Origin of the sequence: Rhizobium sp. BR 249, from assembly GCF_047445895.1 — a bacterium.
Lineage (GTDB): Bacteria > Pseudomonadota > Alphaproteobacteria > Rhizobiales > Rhizobiaceae > Rhizobium.
The window spans coordinates 1-14,129 of sequence record NZ_JARWKX010000016.1; the positions used below are offsets into that span (position 1 = coordinate 1).

A 14,129-nucleotide genomic window follows, 5' to 3' on the forward strand; every position below is an offset into this window, starting at 1 on the left:
CGTAGCGCTCAGGCAGGTCCCGCCAATGTGCGCCTGAGCGTAGAACCCACAGACAACCATTCACGAATAGACGATTATCCGCACCTGTCCGACCTGGATCGCTGGCCTTGCCCGGCAGCAAAAGAACAATCTTCGACCACTGCGCCTCGTTCAACTCGTATCGCTTCACACCCATCAAAGGTCTCCGTGCTCAACACGGTGCGCTATGAATCAGTCATCAACTGATTTGGGAATCCTGAATGTCGATCGCTCCTAGTGTGACGAGTGTAAGAACGCCAGCACCTACCTTTAACGCACTCCTGTTGCGTATTCCATCGTAGATATCCGGTAGACCTGTTTGATCTGCAGCTGTCTTCGCGACTGTCATCGCTGCTGCCTGCACGTCTTTCCCGGCCCGGTCAGCCAGCACTTGATCACTTTGCCGACTATGAGGATTTTGACCGTAAAGGCTGCTGATAAAATCGCTAAAGAAGCCCGTTGTGCTAGTTCCGCTGAGTTGGCCCCATTGGTGCCCGTTCGGATCTGACTTATTAACGGGATCGTTTTCGGAGTAGGCATATCGGTTCGTCCCGACGCCTTCCTTCGTCGGATCCCAATCATCCGGCGAGATGAACCGCCCGAACGCCGGATCGTAATATCTGGCATTGAGATACATCAGCCCGGTTTCCGGATCGAAGCGTTCGCCGATATAACTCTTCTTGGTCTGGAAGGTCGTGTTGGTGGCTTCGCCAAAAGGCGGCATAGCCGGTCTGCTCGACGAGGGTGCCGCTTTCGTTCGTCACCTGCCGCACCGAGGCCAGATGATCGCGGTGCAGGAAGGACTTATCCTGCGTGGTGCTGCCTGCGGTGATGACGATCTTGGCGTCGGGATGCGGATAGAGGGTGTAGATATCGGTGCCCGGCGTCGTCCGGTCGATCTCGACATTGGCGTCGGGATAGAGCGTCGTGCCGAAGGACCAGCTCTTCTTCACCCGGGCTCCGTCCGGTCCATAGGCAAGCGTCACCGTCGCGCCGTTCTGGGTCACCGTCGACAGCCGGTTCGATGCATCCCAGCTCAGCGCGCGGGTGCCGTCCGACAGCATGTTGCCGTTGGCGTCATAGCTGATGGTCTTGGCGCCGATCCTTGTGCGCGACAGCAGGTTGCCGTTCGGCAACGAAGCTCTCGCCTTTCGTCTCCCTGGGAAAGACGCCGAACTCATGCTGCACTTTGGCAATCACATCGGGATCGCGATAGCTGTCCTCGAACGCAGCGCCCGCGGCCCATGCGGCGAAGCCGACGGCGCCGACCGTTTGGTGGTCGGCGGACGTTATTTTTCGGATCGCGAAGTCCGTTACCACCACTTGGCCGGGGTGAACTTGCCGGCGGCCTGCTCAATGACGTAAGCGGTCTTGAAGAGGGTTTCCTCGTCGAAGGCCTTGCCGATGAGCTGCAGGCCGAGCGGCAGGCCCTTCTGGTCGAGGCCGGCGGGCACGGCGATGCCGGGAAGGCCCGCCATGTTGACCGTCACCGTGAAGATGTCGTTCAGATACATCTTCACCGGATCGGCCGCGAGGTTCTCATCGGCGATGCCGAAGGCCGAGGATGGCGTGGCGGGCGTCAGGATGGCATCGACGCCGGCGTCGAAGGCCAGTTCGAAATCGCGCTTGATCAGCGTGCGGACCTTCTGGGCGCGGATGTAATAGGCGTCGTAATAGCCGGCCGACAGCACATAGGTGCCGATCATGATGCGGCGCTTGACTTCCTTGCCGAAGCCGGCGGCGCGCGTCTTCTCGTACATGTCGACGATATCCTTGCCGTCGACGCGCAGGCCGTAGCGCACGCCGTCGTAACGAGCGAGGTTCGAGGATGCCTCGGCCGGTGCGACGATATAATAGGCCGGAAGGGCGTATTTCGTGTGCGGCAGTGAGATGTCGACGATTTCGGCGCCGGCATCCTTCAGCCAGGCAATGCCCTGGCGCCAGAGGGTCTCGATCTCCTCAGGCATGCCGTCGACGCGATATTCATTCGGAATGCCGATCTTCATGCCCTTCAGCGACTGGCCGAGGACGGCCTCGTAATCCGGCACGGGCAGATCGACAGACGTCGTGTCCTTCGCATCGACGCTCGCCATCGACTTCAGAAGGATCGCGGCATCGCGCACGTCGCGGGCGATCGGGCCTGCCTGGTCGAGCGAGGAGGCGAAAGCAACGGTACCCCAGCGCGAGCAGCGGCCATAGGTCGGCTTGATGCCGACCGTGCCGGTGAAGGCGGCCGGCTGACGGATCGAGCCACCGGTATCGGTCGCCGTGGCGCCGGCGCAGAGATGCGCGGCGACGGCTGCGGCCGAGCCGCCGGAAGAGCCGCCCGGAACGAGCTGCTGGTTGGAGCCGCCTGCCCGCCAGGGATTGATCACCGGGCCATAATAGGAAGTCTCGTTGGAGGAGCCCATGGCGAACTCGTCCATGTTGAGCTTGCCGAGCATGACGGCGCCATCATCCCACAGGTTCTGCGTCACGGTCGATTCATAGCGCGGCTCGAAACCATCGAGAATGTGGCTGCAGGCCTGGGTGTGGACGCCGACGGTGGCGAAGAGATCCTTGATGCCGAGCGGAATGCCTTCGAGCTCGCCCGCCTTACCGCTAGCGATGCGCTCGTCGGACTTCCGGGCCATGACGCGAGCGAGATCCGGCGTCGTCTTGATATAGGCGTTCAGCCGGTCATTGGCCGCATCGATCGCCGAAATATAGGCATCGGTCAGTTCGATTGCGGTGATTTCCTTGGCGCGCAGCTTCTGGCGGGCTTCGGCAATGGTCAGGCTGGTGAGTTCGCTCATCGTGTTTTCGCTTCAGGTCTTTAAAATGGCAACAGGGTCGGAAAGAGGCTTTCGAAGCCCTATTCGACGACTTTCGGCACCAGGAAGAAATTATGGTCGGTGACGGGCGCATTGGCGACGACGTCAGCCGCCTTGTTGCCATCGCTCACCTCGTCGGTGCGCTTCTTCATCGCCATCGGCGTAACCGATGTCATCGCTTCGATGCCATCGACATTGACCTCGGAGAGCTGCTCGACGAAGCCGAGAATGCCGTTCAGCTCGCCGACCATGCGATTTGCCTCGTCCTCGGAGACGGCAATACGGGCAAGTTTGGCGACGCGCTTCACGGTGGCGAGATCGACGGACATGGCATTCTCCGGGTGGGATTTTTCCTACCCGCTATAAAGGCCATGTCCGCCTGACGCAACGGGGTTTCGTCAGATCGACAGGCTCTCGGATGGCTTGAGCGGCTTCGCTTCCGTCTTCGATCCCTCCATGCCGACCACGAATTTATCGGCCGTCTGATCGATGATCGGGAAGGTGCCGAAGTGGCAGGGGATCGCGGTCTTGAAGTTGAAATAGCGCCGGCACGCCAGGGCCGCCACCGCGCCGCCCATGGTGAAGCGGTCGCCGACCGGCACGAGACCGATGTCGGGCTGGTGCAATTCGTTGATCAGCGCCATGTCGGAGAAGATGTCGGTATCGCCCATGGCCAGAATCGAGGCCTCGTCTTCGAAATGCAGCATCAGGCCGTTGGCGTTGCCGAGCGCATGCGAGACGCCGTCCTCGGTGATCTGGGCAGACGAATGCAGTGCATTGGTGAAGGTTGCCGAGAAGCTGCCGAGCGCAACCGTGCCGCCGGTATTGCCCATCTCGATCCTGTCGACGCCCTTGGAGCCGAGCCAGGCGGCGAGATCGGCATTGGCGAGAACGACAGCGCCGGTTTCCTTGGCAAGCGCCACGGTATCGCCGACATGGTCGCCATGGCCATGCGTCAGCAGGATGTGGGTGATGCCTGCCGAAACGTCCTTGATATCCTGGCCGGAAAAGGAGGCGTTATAGCTGAGGAAGGGATCGAGCAGGATCTTCGCCTTTCCGGTCTCGATGCGGAAGGCGGAATGGCCGAGCCAGGTGATCTTCATGAAATCTCTCCTTTATTACGTGATGCAAAAGCCGATATCGATGCTAAGGACATATCTCATGCGCCCGCAAAGGAAAGCGGCGGCGACTTCAATTTCTTTTGACGGGACGAAACGGCGATGACGGTGCTGACGATCGAGGAAATGGCTGGGATGCTCCCCCCGGGACAGGCTATCGCCGGCCTCGATCTCGGCACCAAGACGATCGGGCTTTCCATGTCCGATCTCGGGCGGCGTTTCGCCACGCCGCGCCCGGTGATCCGCCGGGTCAAGTTCACCATCGATGCGCAGGCACTGCTGGATTTCGCCTCAGCCGAAAAGATTGCGGGCTTCGTCATCGGCTTGCCGATGAATATGGACGGATCGGCGGGTCCGCGTGTGCAGGCGACGCGCGCCTTCGTGCGCAACATGGAACAGAAGACGGCGCTGCCCTTCATTTACTGGGACGAGCGGCTTTCGACGGTTGCGGCGGAACGGGCGCTGCTGGAAATGGACGTCTCACGCGCCAAGCGGGCCGAACGGATCGATTCGGCCGCGGCAAGCTTCATCCTTCAGGGCGCCCTCGACAGGCTTTCCTTGCTGGCAAGGTCTGCTGGAGACGAGTTCAGCGCCTGACGCGCCTTCCACCAGGCGATGATCGACTTGCGCTTCCTGAAGCCGAGAATGGCGAAGACGACGAGGCTATCGACTGCGATGGCGCGGGCAACGAGCGGCGGAATCGTCTCCGGCGGAACGCCCAACGCCTCGCCATATAGCTGGAACGTCAGATCATGGACCTGCCGGGTCAGCATGAAGATGCCGAAGTTCATGTCGTAATAGGAAAGCCAGTACCATCCGCCCAGGAAGACGATGGGGCCGGCCCAGAAGATCAGAAACCACTTCATGCGGCCTCTCCTCCATGCTTGCGCGCAACGGGCAGATCGAAAGAGACCAACCGGGTCGACAACGCCATGATGCAAAGCACCAGCGTGGGAACCGCGATATCCAGCGCCAAGGCCGCGAAAAACATCATGGCCGTCACGAGCAACAAGGCTTTGGCGATTTTGGCTCCCATGGACGTCAACTCGGGACTCTACTCGTATCATCTCTGCTGACATCAACACTGTCGGGTTAACCAGATCCACGCAACGTAAACCATTCGTTAAGGTTAACGCCGAAGCCGCCTCCTGTGGATGAAGCAGATGTCAGCCGTAGACGCCGCGCACGATGCGCTTCAGCGCGGTTGCCGCCTTCTCCCAGTCCTTCGCCGTCTTCAGCGACAGGCCGGCACACTGCCCGCCTGCCGCGCCTGAAAGCACGAGATGCTGGATCGCAGCAATGATGACGGCGTTGACGGCGGCTGCATCCACGCCCTTCGGCGGCGCCAGCGAGCCGCGCATGCGCTCCAGCCAGAGAGCAAGGGCTTTCGAGCGCGCTTCGGAAAGCCGCCTCACCTGCTCGGTGTTCTCCGATACCTCCCAGGCGAGGATGCGGCGCATCAGCGAATCGTTTCTCAAAGCTTCGAGGAGAAGAAGCGCCAGCCGCTCCATCAGGTCGCCATAAGTGAGCAGGAACATGCCGCCGGTATCTTCCGGGATACGGTCCCTCACCCAGTTCCCGAGATCGGCGCCGATCGCCTCGACCAGTCCGTCGAGCCCGCCATAATAACGATAGATCAACTGCTTGTCGCAGCCGGCGCGGCGGGCGACTGCATTGATGCCGAAGTTCTGGAAACCCTCCTCGGCCAGCAGGTTCTTGGCGGCGGCCAGGATGGCGCGTTCGGTGGCGCCGCGATCACGCACGCGCCGCTCCGGTTCCGCGCCGGCCTCGGGCAAAATTTCAGTTTCTACGGCTTCATTCAGCATGACCGACCCTTCCCCGCTGTCACCAATCGGTGAGTAGCTGGGGGATTTCATCCGATCAATCCTATCTCCTTGGGAAGATTGTGGATATTCGGCCCGGACCGCTGATTGGCCACACGCCGGCACGCGAAAACTGCACATTCGACGGGTCGGACCCGTCCAGAAATGTCGTCGTTGCGGTTGATCACGATGGACGAACCCGGCATAGCTGCATTATGAACAAATCTAACAATCTCCGCTAAGGCCCTGCAATGGTGAACTATATCGAAGCCTCTTCCGCGCCCCCGAAGAATACAGGCGCCATCCGGCTTTACGACTCGGAAGCATTCGAGGGCATGCGCAGGGCCTGCCAGCTAACCGCGCGCTGTCTCGATGCGCTCGCCGCTATCGTCAAGCCGGGGCTGGTGACCGATGACATCGACCGGTTCGTCTTCGATTTCGGGATGGATCACGGCGCCCAACCGGCGACGCTGAATTATCGCGGCTACACCAAATCGACCTGCACTTCGATCAACCACGTCGTCTGCCACGGCATTCCGAACGACAAGCCGCTGCGCGAAGGCGATATCGTCAATATCGACGTCACCTTCGTGCTCGACGGCTGGCACGGCGATTCAAGCCGGATGTACCCCGTCGGCACGGTCAAGCGCGCTGCCGAGCGGCTGCTCGAAGTTACCTATGAGTCGCTGATGCGCGGCATCGCCGCCGTCCGGCCGGGTGCGCGCACCGGCGCGATCGGCGAGGCGATCCAGGCCTATGCGGAGGCCGAGCGCTGCTCGGTGGTTCGCGATTTCTGCGGCCATGGCGTCGGCCGGCTGTTCCACGATTCGCCTAATATCCTGCACTACGGCCGCGCCAATGAAGGGCCGGAGCTGCGTGAAGGCATGATCTTCACCATCGAGCCGATGATCAATCTCGGCCGGCCGCATGTGAAGGTGCTCGCCGACGGCTGGACGGCGGTCACCCGCGACCGCTCGCTTTCGGCCCAGTACGAACATACCGTCGGCGTCACCGCCAATGGCTGCGAGATCTTCACGCTGTCGCCTGATGGCCTCGACCGCCCCGGCCTGCCGCCGTTCAACGGGTGACGATCCGATGGCGAAAGGGCCTGTTTCGAGATCGTCCGACGACGAACTGCCTTTCGAGGAACCTGTCGCCGCGGACGAACGCTCGTTCTTCGGCCAGCCTGGTAAATCATCCGCGCCCAGGACTGCCCTGCCCGCCTCGCTTGGGGTGCAGGAGCATTACCACGGCCATCGAGAGCGCTTGCGGGACCGTTTCCGCGAGCACGGCGACACCGCCCTTGCCGATTACGAAATCCTCGAACTCCTGCTTTTCCGCCTGATTCCGCGGCGCGACACCAAGCCGATCGCCAAGGCGCTCATCGAACGGTTCGGCTCACTCGCCGGCGTCTTCGGCGCGCCGGCGGCGCTGCTGACGGAGGTGAAGGGTGTCGGCGAGGCTGTGGCGCTCGATCTGAAGCTGATCTCCACCGTGGCCCACCGGACGCTGAAGAGCGAGCTCAGAAGCAAGCAGGTGCTCTCCTCCTGGTCGTCGGTCATCCAGTATTGCCATGCGGCGATGGCGCATGAGACGCGCGAACAGTTCCGTATCCTCTTCCTCGACAAGCGCAACGTGCTGATCGCCGATGAGGTGCAGGGCCGCGGGACGGTGGACCACACGCCGGTCTATCCGCGCGAGGTGGTGAAACGGGCGCTCGAGCTTTCGGCAACGGCGATGATCCTCGTGCACAACCACCCCTCCGGCGACCCGACGCCATCGCGCGCCGATATCGAGATGACGAAGGTGATCATCGACGCGGCCAAGGCGCTCGACATCACCGTCCACGACCACGTCATCATCGGCAAGGACGGCCATGTCAGCCTGAAGGGGCTGAAGCTGATCTGAACAGGCAATGGGCCGATCGCCGACGAAGCATCAGAGGCAAGCGAAGACTGGGGAAAGCTGGAGTTGACAGCAATCGCTGGCGCGGGATTCTATGTAATCCTGCGCCGCCACTCGCTGAATAATGCCCGCCCGAAATACCGAGAAGATAAAGCTTCATGACGATCTCCAGCGGTAAGACTGATCGATCGAGCCGGCTCTGCCGCGATGTGCTCTGCCTCGATGATTTTGAAGTGAGGGCGCGGCGTCATTTGCCGAAGCCTCTGTTCGGTTATATCGCCGGCGCGACCGAGACCAATGCGTCGCTGCGGCATAACGCAGAGGCCTTCCAGGCCTTTGCCTTTCGGCCTCGTGTGCTTCGGGACGTCTCGAGGCGCAGTACCGAGACGAGCCTCTTCGGCAAGAGCCATGCCGCACCGTTCGGCATCGCGCCGATGGGGATCAGCGCGCTGATGGCCTATCGGGGGGACATCGTGCTCGCGCAAGGAGCCGATCAATCGGGAATCCCGATGATTATAAGCGGTTCGTCACTCATCCCCCTGGAAGAGATAGCTGCGGTTTCACCACAAGCATGGTTTCAGGCCTATCTCCCCGGCGAACCCGACCGTATCGACGCTCTCATCGATCGGGTCGCTGCGGCCGGCATCGGTACACTTTTGCTGACCGTGGATACGGCCACGCTGCCCAATCGCGAAAATAATGTAAGGGCGGGATTTTCGACGCCTTTGCGTCCCGGGCTCCGCTTGGCATGGCAGGGCATCTCGCATCCCCGCTGGACAACCGGTACATTCCTGCGCACGATCGCCCGGCACGGCATTCCGCATTTTGAAAACTCCTACGCCACAAGAGGCGCGCCGATCATCTCGTCCAACGTCACACGCGATTTCGGCAAGCGTGACCATCTCAACTGGAGCCATTTGGAGCGGATACGCAAGCGGTGGTCCGGCAAGCTCGTGGTCAAGGGGATCATGCATCCCGAAGACGCGGCGCGGGCTGCAGATACCGGGGCGGATGGAGTGATCGTCTCCAATCATGGCGGCCGCCAGCTCGACGGCACCGCCTCTCCCCTTCAGGTCCTTCCGGAAATTGCGGCACGTGTTGGAGACAGCATTGCCGTCATGATCGACGGCGGCATCCGGCGCGGAACGGATATCATGAAGGCGCTCGCGCTTGGCGCCTGTTTCGTGTTCGTGGGCAGGCCGTTCCTTTATGCTGCGGCCGTCGCGGGATTACCGGGCGTGCTCAGAGCGGCGGATATCCTGAAGACGGAACTGCATAGCAATATGGCGTTGCTCGGCGTTACCAGAGTGACCGATATTTCCACGGACTACATCACTCGCGCATGAACAACCGTCGCGCGCTGACATCGATATGACGAAGGTGATCATCGACGCGGCCAAGGCACTTGATATCACTGCCTACGACCACATCAGCAGCAGCAAGGACAGCCATGTCAGCTTGAAAGGGCTGAAGCTGATCTGAAAACCACACCTCAGCGGGATTCGGCGCTCGTAAAACAATCTGTAACATTGACCGACTACCGATAGAGGAGCGACATTTTTGTCGCAAATGATTCCATTTCCAATTCGGGGCTTGATGATGTTTCAGTACGATCTCGTTGTAGTGGGCAGCGGTCCCGCGGGGCGCCGCGGCGCGATCCAGGCTGCGAAACTCGGCAAGAAAGTGCTGGTCATCGAGCAGGGCAAACGTGTCGGCGGCGTGTCCGTCCATACCGGCACCATTCCCTCGAAGACGCTGCGCGAGACAGCGCTCAATCTTTCCGGCTGGCGCGAGCGCGGCTTTTATGGCCGCAGCTACCGTGTGAAGCAGGAAATCAGCGCCGAAGACCTGCGTCGCCGCCTGCTGATCACGCTCGACCATGAAGTGGAAGTGCTTGAACATCAGTTTGCCCGCAACCGCGTCCACCATGTCCGCGGCAAGGCGAATTTCATCGATTCCACCACTTTGCAAGTCATCAAGGACGACGGCGAAGCCATGACGGTGAGCGGCGCCAGCATTCTGCTTGCGGTCGGCACCAAGCCTTTCCGGCCGGATTACATGCCCTTCGACGGCAAGACCGTTCTCGACAGCGACGAATTGCTCGATATGGAGGAGCTGCCGCGCACGATGGTCGTCATCGGCGCCGGCGTTATCGGCATCGAATATGCAACGATCTTTTCGGCGCTGGATACGGCCGTCACCGTCATCGATCCAAAATCGACCATGCTCGACTTCATCGACAAGGAAATCGTCGAGGATTTCAGCTATCAGCTGCGCGACCGCAACATGAAGCTGCTGCTGGGCACGAAGGCCGATAAGGTCGAGCGGCTGGATACCGGCAAGGTCCAGCTGACGCTCGACAACGGCCGTCATCTCGTGACCGACATGGTGCTTTTTGCCGCCGGGCGTATGGGCGCGACCGATACGCTCAACCTGCCGGCCATCGGCCTCGAGCCGGACAGCCGCGGCCGCCTCAAGGTCAATCCCGAGACCTTCCAGACCTCCGTACCCAATGTCTATGCCGCCGGCGACGTCGTCGGCTTTCCGAGCCTTGCCTCGACCTCGATGGAACAGGGCCGCATCGCCGCGCGCGTCGCGATCGGCGCGGTCGCGAAGGAGCCGCAGAAATATTTCCCCTACGGCATCTATGCCGTGCCGGAGATTTCGACCTGCGGCCTGACCGAAGAGGAAATGAAGGAGCGCGGCATTCCCTATGAATGCGGCATCGCCCGCTTCCGCGAGACGTCGCGCGGTCATATCATGGGGCTCGATACCGGGTTGCTGAAACTGATCTTCTCGCTGAAGACGCGGCGCCTGCTCGGCGTGCATATCGTCGGCGAAGGTGCGACCGAACTCGTGCATATCGGCCAGGCCGTGCTCAATCTCAAAGGGACGGTCGAATATTTCGTGGAAAATACGTTCAATTACCCGACGCTCGCCGAAGCCTACAAGATCGCCGGCCTCGACGCATGGAACCGGATGGGCGACATCAAGTCGGAACTCTAAACCCGCCGCATGAGAGCTGTGGTTTAAATCCGGCCGCGAAAACGGAGCCGAACGACATTGCGCATCATTTCGCTGAACGCATGGGGCGGCAGGCTGCATGAAGCCCTGATCAGCTATGTCAGGCAGGCCGATCCCGATGTGCTGTGCCTGCAGGAGGTGCTGCGGGCGCCGGGTGCGGCTCCGGGATGGTCGATCTATCGAGATGCGGGGCTGGAACTGCCGCAGCGCGCCAATCTCTTCGATGAGATCGGCGCCGCCCTGCCCGGCCATGACGGCGTCTTCTGCCCGACATCGAGAGGGCAACTCTTCGACGGCGACACCGCCATTGCCGCCGAATTCGGCTTGGCGACCTTTGTGCGAAAATCACATTCCATCATCGCCCAGGGGCTGGACTTCGTGCACGGCCGCTTTTCGCCCGAGGGCTGGGGCGACCATCCGCGGCCGCGAAATGCCCATTGCATCCACCTCTTTAGCCATGAACAGGCTTCCAGCGTGACCATCGCCCATATGCATGGCCTGCGTGATCCCGCGGGCAAGGGCGACACAGCGGCACGCGAAGAACAGGCCGAAGCGCTGGTCAGGCTGATCGAGCGCGTCTGGCCGGGCGACGAAGGGCTTGTCGTCTGCGGCGATTTCAACGTGCTGCCTGACAGCGCGACCTTCAGGATTCTCGCCAGATTAGGGCTTGCCGATCTCGTCACTGGAAACGGCCTTGTAGACACGCGAACCTCCTACTATCTGAAGGAGGGTCGATATGCCGACTATATGCTTGTGACACCGGGGTTGAATATTGCCAAATTCGAGGTGGTCGCGGCGCCGGAGGTCTCGGACCACCGCGCATTGCTGCTCGATATCATGTAGTATATTGATGGTTGAGAGCCTGCGTGGAGTATCCCGCCGGTGCTGATTTTTATGCCCGAGTTTGAAGCCCGGTAGTTCGCATCCTTACGACGTGCCCGATATTTGCCTTCAACGCCATTTTGTCTCCAGGCAAAAGCTTCTAAAGAAAGATTGACACTCTTGTCCCATATCCCGGAAGCCGCGCGCAGACGTTTTCAGCTCATTCTGATCAAGCCGTCGCATTATGACGATGACGGCTACGTCATCCGCTGGTGGCGGGCGATGATCCCCTCCAATTCGCTCGCGGCTCTCTACGGCATCGCCGCCGAATGCGCTGAGCGTAAAGTGCTCGGTCCCGATACGGCGATCGACATCACCGTGATCGACGAAACCAATACACGGATCGATTTTGCCCGGCTGCTCGCCCAGTTCAAGCGTCACGACAATTTCGGCATGATCGCGCTGGTCGGCGTCCAGTCCAACCAGTATCCGCGCGCGCTCGACATCGCCCGGCCCTTCCGCGATGCCGGCCTGCCGGTCTCGATGGGCGGCTTCCATGTTTCCGGCTGCCTGTCGATGCTTGACGGCAAGGCGGTCGGGCTCGACGCCTGCCGCGATATGGGCATCTCGATGTTCGCCGGCGAGGCCGAGGGGCGGCTCGACATGGTGCTGCGCGATGCCGCCGCCGGCGAGCTGAAGCCGCTCTATAATTTCATGAACGACCTTCCCGGCATCGGCGGCACGCCGGTTCCCTTCCTGCCGAAGGACAATATCCAGCGCACGCTCGGCCTCAGCACCAGCTTCGACGCCGGGCGCGGCTGTCCCTACCAGTGCTCCTTCTGCACCATCATCAACGTGCAGGGGCGCAAATCGCGCTTCCGCTCGGCCGACGACGTCGAGAGGCTCGTGCGGATGAACTGGGCGCAGGGCATCCACAAATTCTTCATCACCGACGACAATTTCGCCCGTAACAAGGATTGGGAAGCGATCTTCGACCGGCTGATCGAGCTCAAGGAACGGGACGGCATACCGCTCGGCCTGATGATCCAGGTCGATACGCTCTGCCACAAGATTCCGAATTTCATCGAGAAATCCAAGCGCGCCGGCGTCACCCGCGTCTTCATCGGTCTCGAAAACGTCAATCCCGACAATCTGACGGCCGCCAAGAAGAACCAGAACAAGATCACCGAATACCGCAAGATGCTGCTTGCCTGGAAGGCGCAGGGCATCATGACGCTCGCCGGCTATATCCTGGGTTTCCCGGCCGATACGCCGGAATCGATCCGCCGCGACATTGCCATCATCCAGGAAGAGCTGCCGCTCGACGTCATCGAATTCTTCATCCTGACGCCGCTTCCCGGCTCCGAGGACCATCAGGTTCTCTGGAAGAAGGGCGTCGAAATGAACGGCGACCTCAATATCTATGATGTCGAGCATGTCTGCACCGCCCATCCCAAGATGAGCAAGCAGGAATGGGAAGACATCTACCATGAGGCTTGGTCGCTCTATTATTCGCCTGCTCATATGAAGACGCTGCTGCGCCGCGCCGTGGCGACCGGGGTGCCGCTGGCAAGGCTCGTCAAGGTTCTCGTTTCCTTCGCAACCACTGTGCCGCTGGAAAACGTGCATCCGCTGCAGAGCGGCCTCTTGCGCCTGAAGACGCCGTCGGAGCGGCGTCCGGAACTGCCGCGCGAACATCCGCTGCTCTTCTGGCCGCGCTTTGCCTGGGAAACCGTCCGCAAACATGCTTCCCTCGCCGGCACGATCATCGGGCTGACGATCTCGGCGTTCCTGATCTCAAGGGATGCGAAGACGAAAACATATATGGACCAGGCGCTGACGCCGGTCGCGGATGACGAAGAAGAGACGCTCAGCCTCTTCACCAAAACAGCAGGCGGAACCGCAGCCGTGAGCCATGTCAGGAAGGTCGCGGAACTGACACGGACCGCGCATTGAGCTGCAATTCCCGCGACGGCGGCTGATGCCTCTTGGGCGAAAGGACAGGGGCATCAAAGTCGAAGCCTGGAGGCTCCGACTTTGGCGGCCGTTCAGGCGATTTGGATCATCTTCGTCGTCTCGGCCACTTGCAGCGTGTCGACGAATTCGACGATCTTGACCGGTTTCCCATCCTTGAAATGGATCTTGTCGACGAACTCCGTATAGAAGCTCACACCCGATGGGATGTGCCTGACCTCGCCTTCGCGATGGGCGAAGACCATATGCTCGTCCTCGTCCACATAGATGCCGGCTGTCTTGACGTTGGATAGATCCCACATCGTAATAAGCTGCGTTATCGCTTGGCGAAAGGCATGTCCGCCGGCTTCCGTCGTTAAAGGCTTCAGCCGTGTATTGCCGACCATTCGGAAAGTGCAATCGTCACCGATCAGCGCCAGCGTGCCCTCTATATCGCCGCGGTCACGCACAGCATAGATTTCCTCTACCAGCTTCTTCATGTCATGTTTCTCAGTCATATTCAGCTCCTCCCACACCGAAGCAAAATCTGCGCCGAATTATACTTTAATTCAACTATTTGTTGCCGGAGATAAAGATGACACCACAACGAAGGCGGGCCTGAGAATGAACTGCCCAAATGACCCGAAAAAGAA

The 14,129-nt window shown here is 60.7% G+C and carries 18 protein-coding genes and 1 pseudogene; 8 read left to right on the forward strand and 11 right to left on the reverse strand.

Annotation, left to right across the window (positions count from 1 at the left end):
- From QD408_RS16025 to QD408_RS16055, 7 genes are all read right to left on the reverse strand, one after another.
- Nucleotides 1-169 (reverse strand): transposase (locus QD408_RS16025; RefSeq protein ID WP_414139895.1); only part of this gene is annotated, 169 nt, incomplete at its 3' end.
- Nucleotides 170-217: 48 nt separating this feature from the next.
- A complete protein-coding gene (locus tag QD408_RS16030) occupies nucleotides 218-688 on the reverse strand; it encodes an RHS repeat-associated core domain-containing protein (protein WP_414140074.1) in 471 nt (156 codons plus the stop codon).
- Nucleotides 597-1,154 carry a hypothetical protein gene (locus QD408_RS16035; RefSeq protein WP_414140078.1) on the reverse strand — a complete coding sequence of 186 codons (558 nt, stop codon included), beginning with the start codon at nucleotides 1,152-1,154 and terminating at the stop codon, nucleotides 597-599. The genes QD408_RS16030 and QD408_RS16035 overlap by 92 nt, the downstream gene beginning before the upstream one ends.
- Nucleotides 1,096-1,338 carry a hypothetical protein gene (locus QD408_RS16040; RefSeq protein WP_414139991.1) on the reverse strand — a complete coding sequence of 81 codons (243 nt, stop codon included), beginning with the start codon at nucleotides 1,336-1,338 and terminating at the stop codon, nucleotides 1,096-1,098. Before QD408_RS16040 ends, QD408_RS16035 begins: the two co-directional genes overlap by 59 nt.
- Nucleotides 1,332-2,813, reverse strand: coding sequence for an Asp-tRNA(Asn)/Glu-tRNA(Gln) amidotransferase subunit GatA (gene gatA / locus QD408_RS16045; protein ID WP_414139992.1), 1,482 nt, complete (start codon nucleotides 2,811-2,813; stop codon nucleotides 1,332-1,334). The genes QD408_RS16040 and gatA overlap by 7 nt, the downstream gene beginning before the upstream one ends.
- Nucleotides 2,814-2,872: 59 nt before the next feature.
- Nucleotides 2,873-3,160: an Asp-tRNA(Asn)/Glu-tRNA(Gln) amidotransferase subunit GatC gene (gatC, locus tag QD408_RS16050; RefSeq protein ID WP_414139993.1), complete on the reverse strand. Its 288-nt coding sequence runs from the start codon at nucleotides 3,158-3,160 to the stop codon at nucleotides 2,873-2,875.
- Nucleotides 3,161-3,229: 69 nt separating this feature from the next.
- Nucleotides 3,230-3,934, reverse strand: a complete 705-nt coding sequence (locus QD408_RS16055) for a metal-dependent hydrolase (RefSeq protein WP_414139994.1) — start codon at nucleotides 3,932-3,934, stop codon at nucleotides 3,230-3,232.
- A gap of 117 nt (nucleotides 3,935-4,051) precedes the next feature.
- Here QD408_RS16055 and ruvX point away from each other — a divergent pair, with 117 nt between their 5' ends.
- Complete coding sequence (gene ruvX / locus QD408_RS16060; protein ID WP_414139995.1) at nucleotides 4,052-4,546, forward strand: Holliday junction resolvase RuvX; 495 nt, start codon at nucleotides 4,052-4,054, stop codon at nucleotides 4,544-4,546.
- Here ruvX and QD408_RS16065 read toward each other — a convergent pair.
- From QD408_RS16065 to QD408_RS16075, 3 genes are all read right to left on the reverse strand, one after another.
- A complete protein-coding gene (locus tag QD408_RS16065) occupies nucleotides 4,483-4,815 on the reverse strand; it encodes a DUF6105 family protein (RefSeq protein WP_088680914.1) in 333 nt (110 codons plus the stop codon). The genes ruvX and QD408_RS16065 overlap by 64 nt on opposite strands.
- Nucleotides 4,812-4,985, reverse strand: a complete 174-nt coding sequence (locus QD408_RS16070) for a hypothetical protein (protein WP_414139996.1) — start codon at nucleotides 4,983-4,985, stop codon at nucleotides 4,812-4,814. The genes QD408_RS16065 and QD408_RS16070 overlap by 4 nt, the downstream gene beginning before the upstream one ends.
- Nucleotides 4,986-5,115: 130 nt before the next feature.
- Complete coding sequence (locus QD408_RS16075) at nucleotides 5,116-5,775, reverse strand: TetR/AcrR family transcriptional regulator (protein WP_414139997.1); 660 nt, start codon at nucleotides 5,773-5,775, stop codon at nucleotides 5,116-5,118.
- Nucleotides 5,776-6,023: 248 nt separating this feature from the next.
- Here QD408_RS16075 and map point away from each other — a divergent pair, with 248 nt between their 5' ends.
- The 7 genes and pseudogenes from map to QD408_RS16110 all read left to right on the forward strand — a co-directional run bounded on the left by map (nucleotide 6,024) and on the right by QD408_RS16110 (nucleotide 13,479).
- Nucleotides 6,024-6,860 (forward strand): type I methionyl aminopeptidase, encoded by an 837-nt coding sequence (gene map, locus QD408_RS16080; protein ID WP_088680916.1) that lies wholly within the window; start codon nucleotides 6,024-6,026, stop codon nucleotides 6,858-6,860.
- Between the two features lie 7 nt (nucleotides 6,861-6,867).
- The gene (gene radC, locus QD408_RS16085; protein ID WP_414139998.1) at nucleotides 6,868-7,680 is read left to right on the forward strand and encodes a RadC family protein; all 813 of its coding nucleotides are present in this window, start codon (nucleotides 6,868-6,870) and stop codon (nucleotides 7,678-7,680) included.
- Nucleotides 7,681-7,835: 155 nt separating this feature from the next.
- A complete protein-coding gene (locus tag QD408_RS16090; protein WP_088680917.1) occupies nucleotides 7,836-9,023 on the forward strand; it encodes an alpha-hydroxy acid oxidase in 1,188 nt (395 codons plus the stop codon).
- 4 nt (nucleotides 9,024-9,027) lie between these two features.
- Nucleotides 9,028-9,159: pseudogene (locus QD408_RS16095) on the forward strand (JAB domain-containing protein); the annotation flags it as partial.
- 117 nt (nucleotides 9,160-9,276) lie between these two features.
- Nucleotides 9,277-10,683: a Si-specific NAD(P)(+) transhydrogenase gene (gene sthA / locus QD408_RS16100; protein WP_414139999.1), complete on the forward strand. Its 1,407-nt coding sequence runs from the start codon at nucleotides 9,277-9,279 to the stop codon at nucleotides 10,681-10,683.
- Between the two features lie 57 nt (nucleotides 10,684-10,740).
- Nucleotides 10,741-11,544: an endonuclease/exonuclease/phosphatase family protein gene (locus QD408_RS16105; protein ID WP_414140000.1), complete on the forward strand. Its 804-nt coding sequence runs from the start codon at nucleotides 10,741-10,743 to the stop codon at nucleotides 11,542-11,544.
- 159 nt (nucleotides 11,545-11,703) lie between these two features.
- A complete protein-coding gene (locus QD408_RS16110) occupies nucleotides 11,704-13,479 on the forward strand; it encodes a B12-binding domain-containing radical SAM protein (RefSeq protein WP_414140075.1) in 1,776 nt (591 codons plus the stop codon).
- Between the two features lie 92 nt (nucleotides 13,480-13,571).
- Here the strand turns inward: QD408_RS16110 and QD408_RS16115 are convergent, their stop codons facing one another.
- Nucleotides 13,572-13,994, reverse strand: coding sequence for a nuclear transport factor 2 family protein (locus QD408_RS16115; RefSeq protein ID WP_414140001.1), 423 nt, complete (start codon nucleotides 13,992-13,994; stop codon nucleotides 13,572-13,574).
- Nucleotides 13,995-14,129 lie beyond the last annotated feature (135 nt).

What these genes read in the sequence shown, in the direction of transcription:
- gatA (WP_414139992.1), bottom strand. Translation starts at nt 2,813, where the DNA reads ATGAGCGAACTCACCAGCCTGACCATTGCCGAAGCCCGCCAGAAGCTG.
- gatC (WP_414139993.1), bottom strand. Translation starts at nt 3,160, where the DNA reads ATGTCCGTCGATCTCGCCACCGTGAAGCGCGTCGCCAAACTTGCCCGT.
- QD408_RS16055 (WP_414139994.1), bottom strand. Translation starts at nt 3,934, where the DNA reads ATGAAGATCACCTGGCTCGGCCATTCCGCCTTCCGCATCGAGACCGGA.
- ruvX (WP_414139995.1), top strand. Translation starts at nt 4,052, where the DNA reads ATGACGGTGCTGACGATCGAGGAAATGGCTGGGATGCTCCCCCCGGGA.
- QD408_RS16065 (WP_088680914.1), bottom strand. Translation starts at nt 4,815, where the DNA reads ATGAAGTGGTTTCTGATCTTCTGGGCCGGCCCCATCGTCTTCCTGGGC.
- QD408_RS16070 (WP_414139996.1), bottom strand. Translation starts at nt 4,985, where the DNA reads ATGGGAGCCAAAATCGCCAAAGCCTTGTTGCTCGTGACGGCCATGATG.
- QD408_RS16075 (WP_414139997.1), bottom strand. Translation starts at nt 5,775, where the DNA reads ATGCTGAATGAAGCCGTAGAAACTGAAATTTTGCCCGAGGCCGGCGCG.
- map (WP_088680916.1), top strand. Translation starts at nt 6,024, where the DNA reads ATGGTGAACTATATCGAAGCCTCTTCCGCGCCCCCGAAGAATACAGGC.
- radC (WP_414139998.1), top strand. Translation starts at nt 6,868, where the DNA reads ATGGCGAAAGGGCCTGTTTCGAGATCGTCCGACGACGAACTGCCTTTC.
- QD408_RS16090 (WP_088680917.1), top strand. Translation starts at nt 7,836, where the DNA reads ATGACGATCTCCAGCGGTAAGACTGATCGATCGAGCCGGCTCTGCCGC.
- sthA (WP_414139999.1), top strand. Translation starts at nt 9,277, where the DNA reads ATGTTTCAGTACGATCTCGTTGTAGTGGGCAGCGGTCCCGCGGGGCGC.
- QD408_RS16115 (WP_414140001.1), bottom strand. Translation starts at nt 13,994, where the DNA reads ATGACTGAGAAACATGACATGAAGAAGCTGGTAGAGGAAATCTATGCT.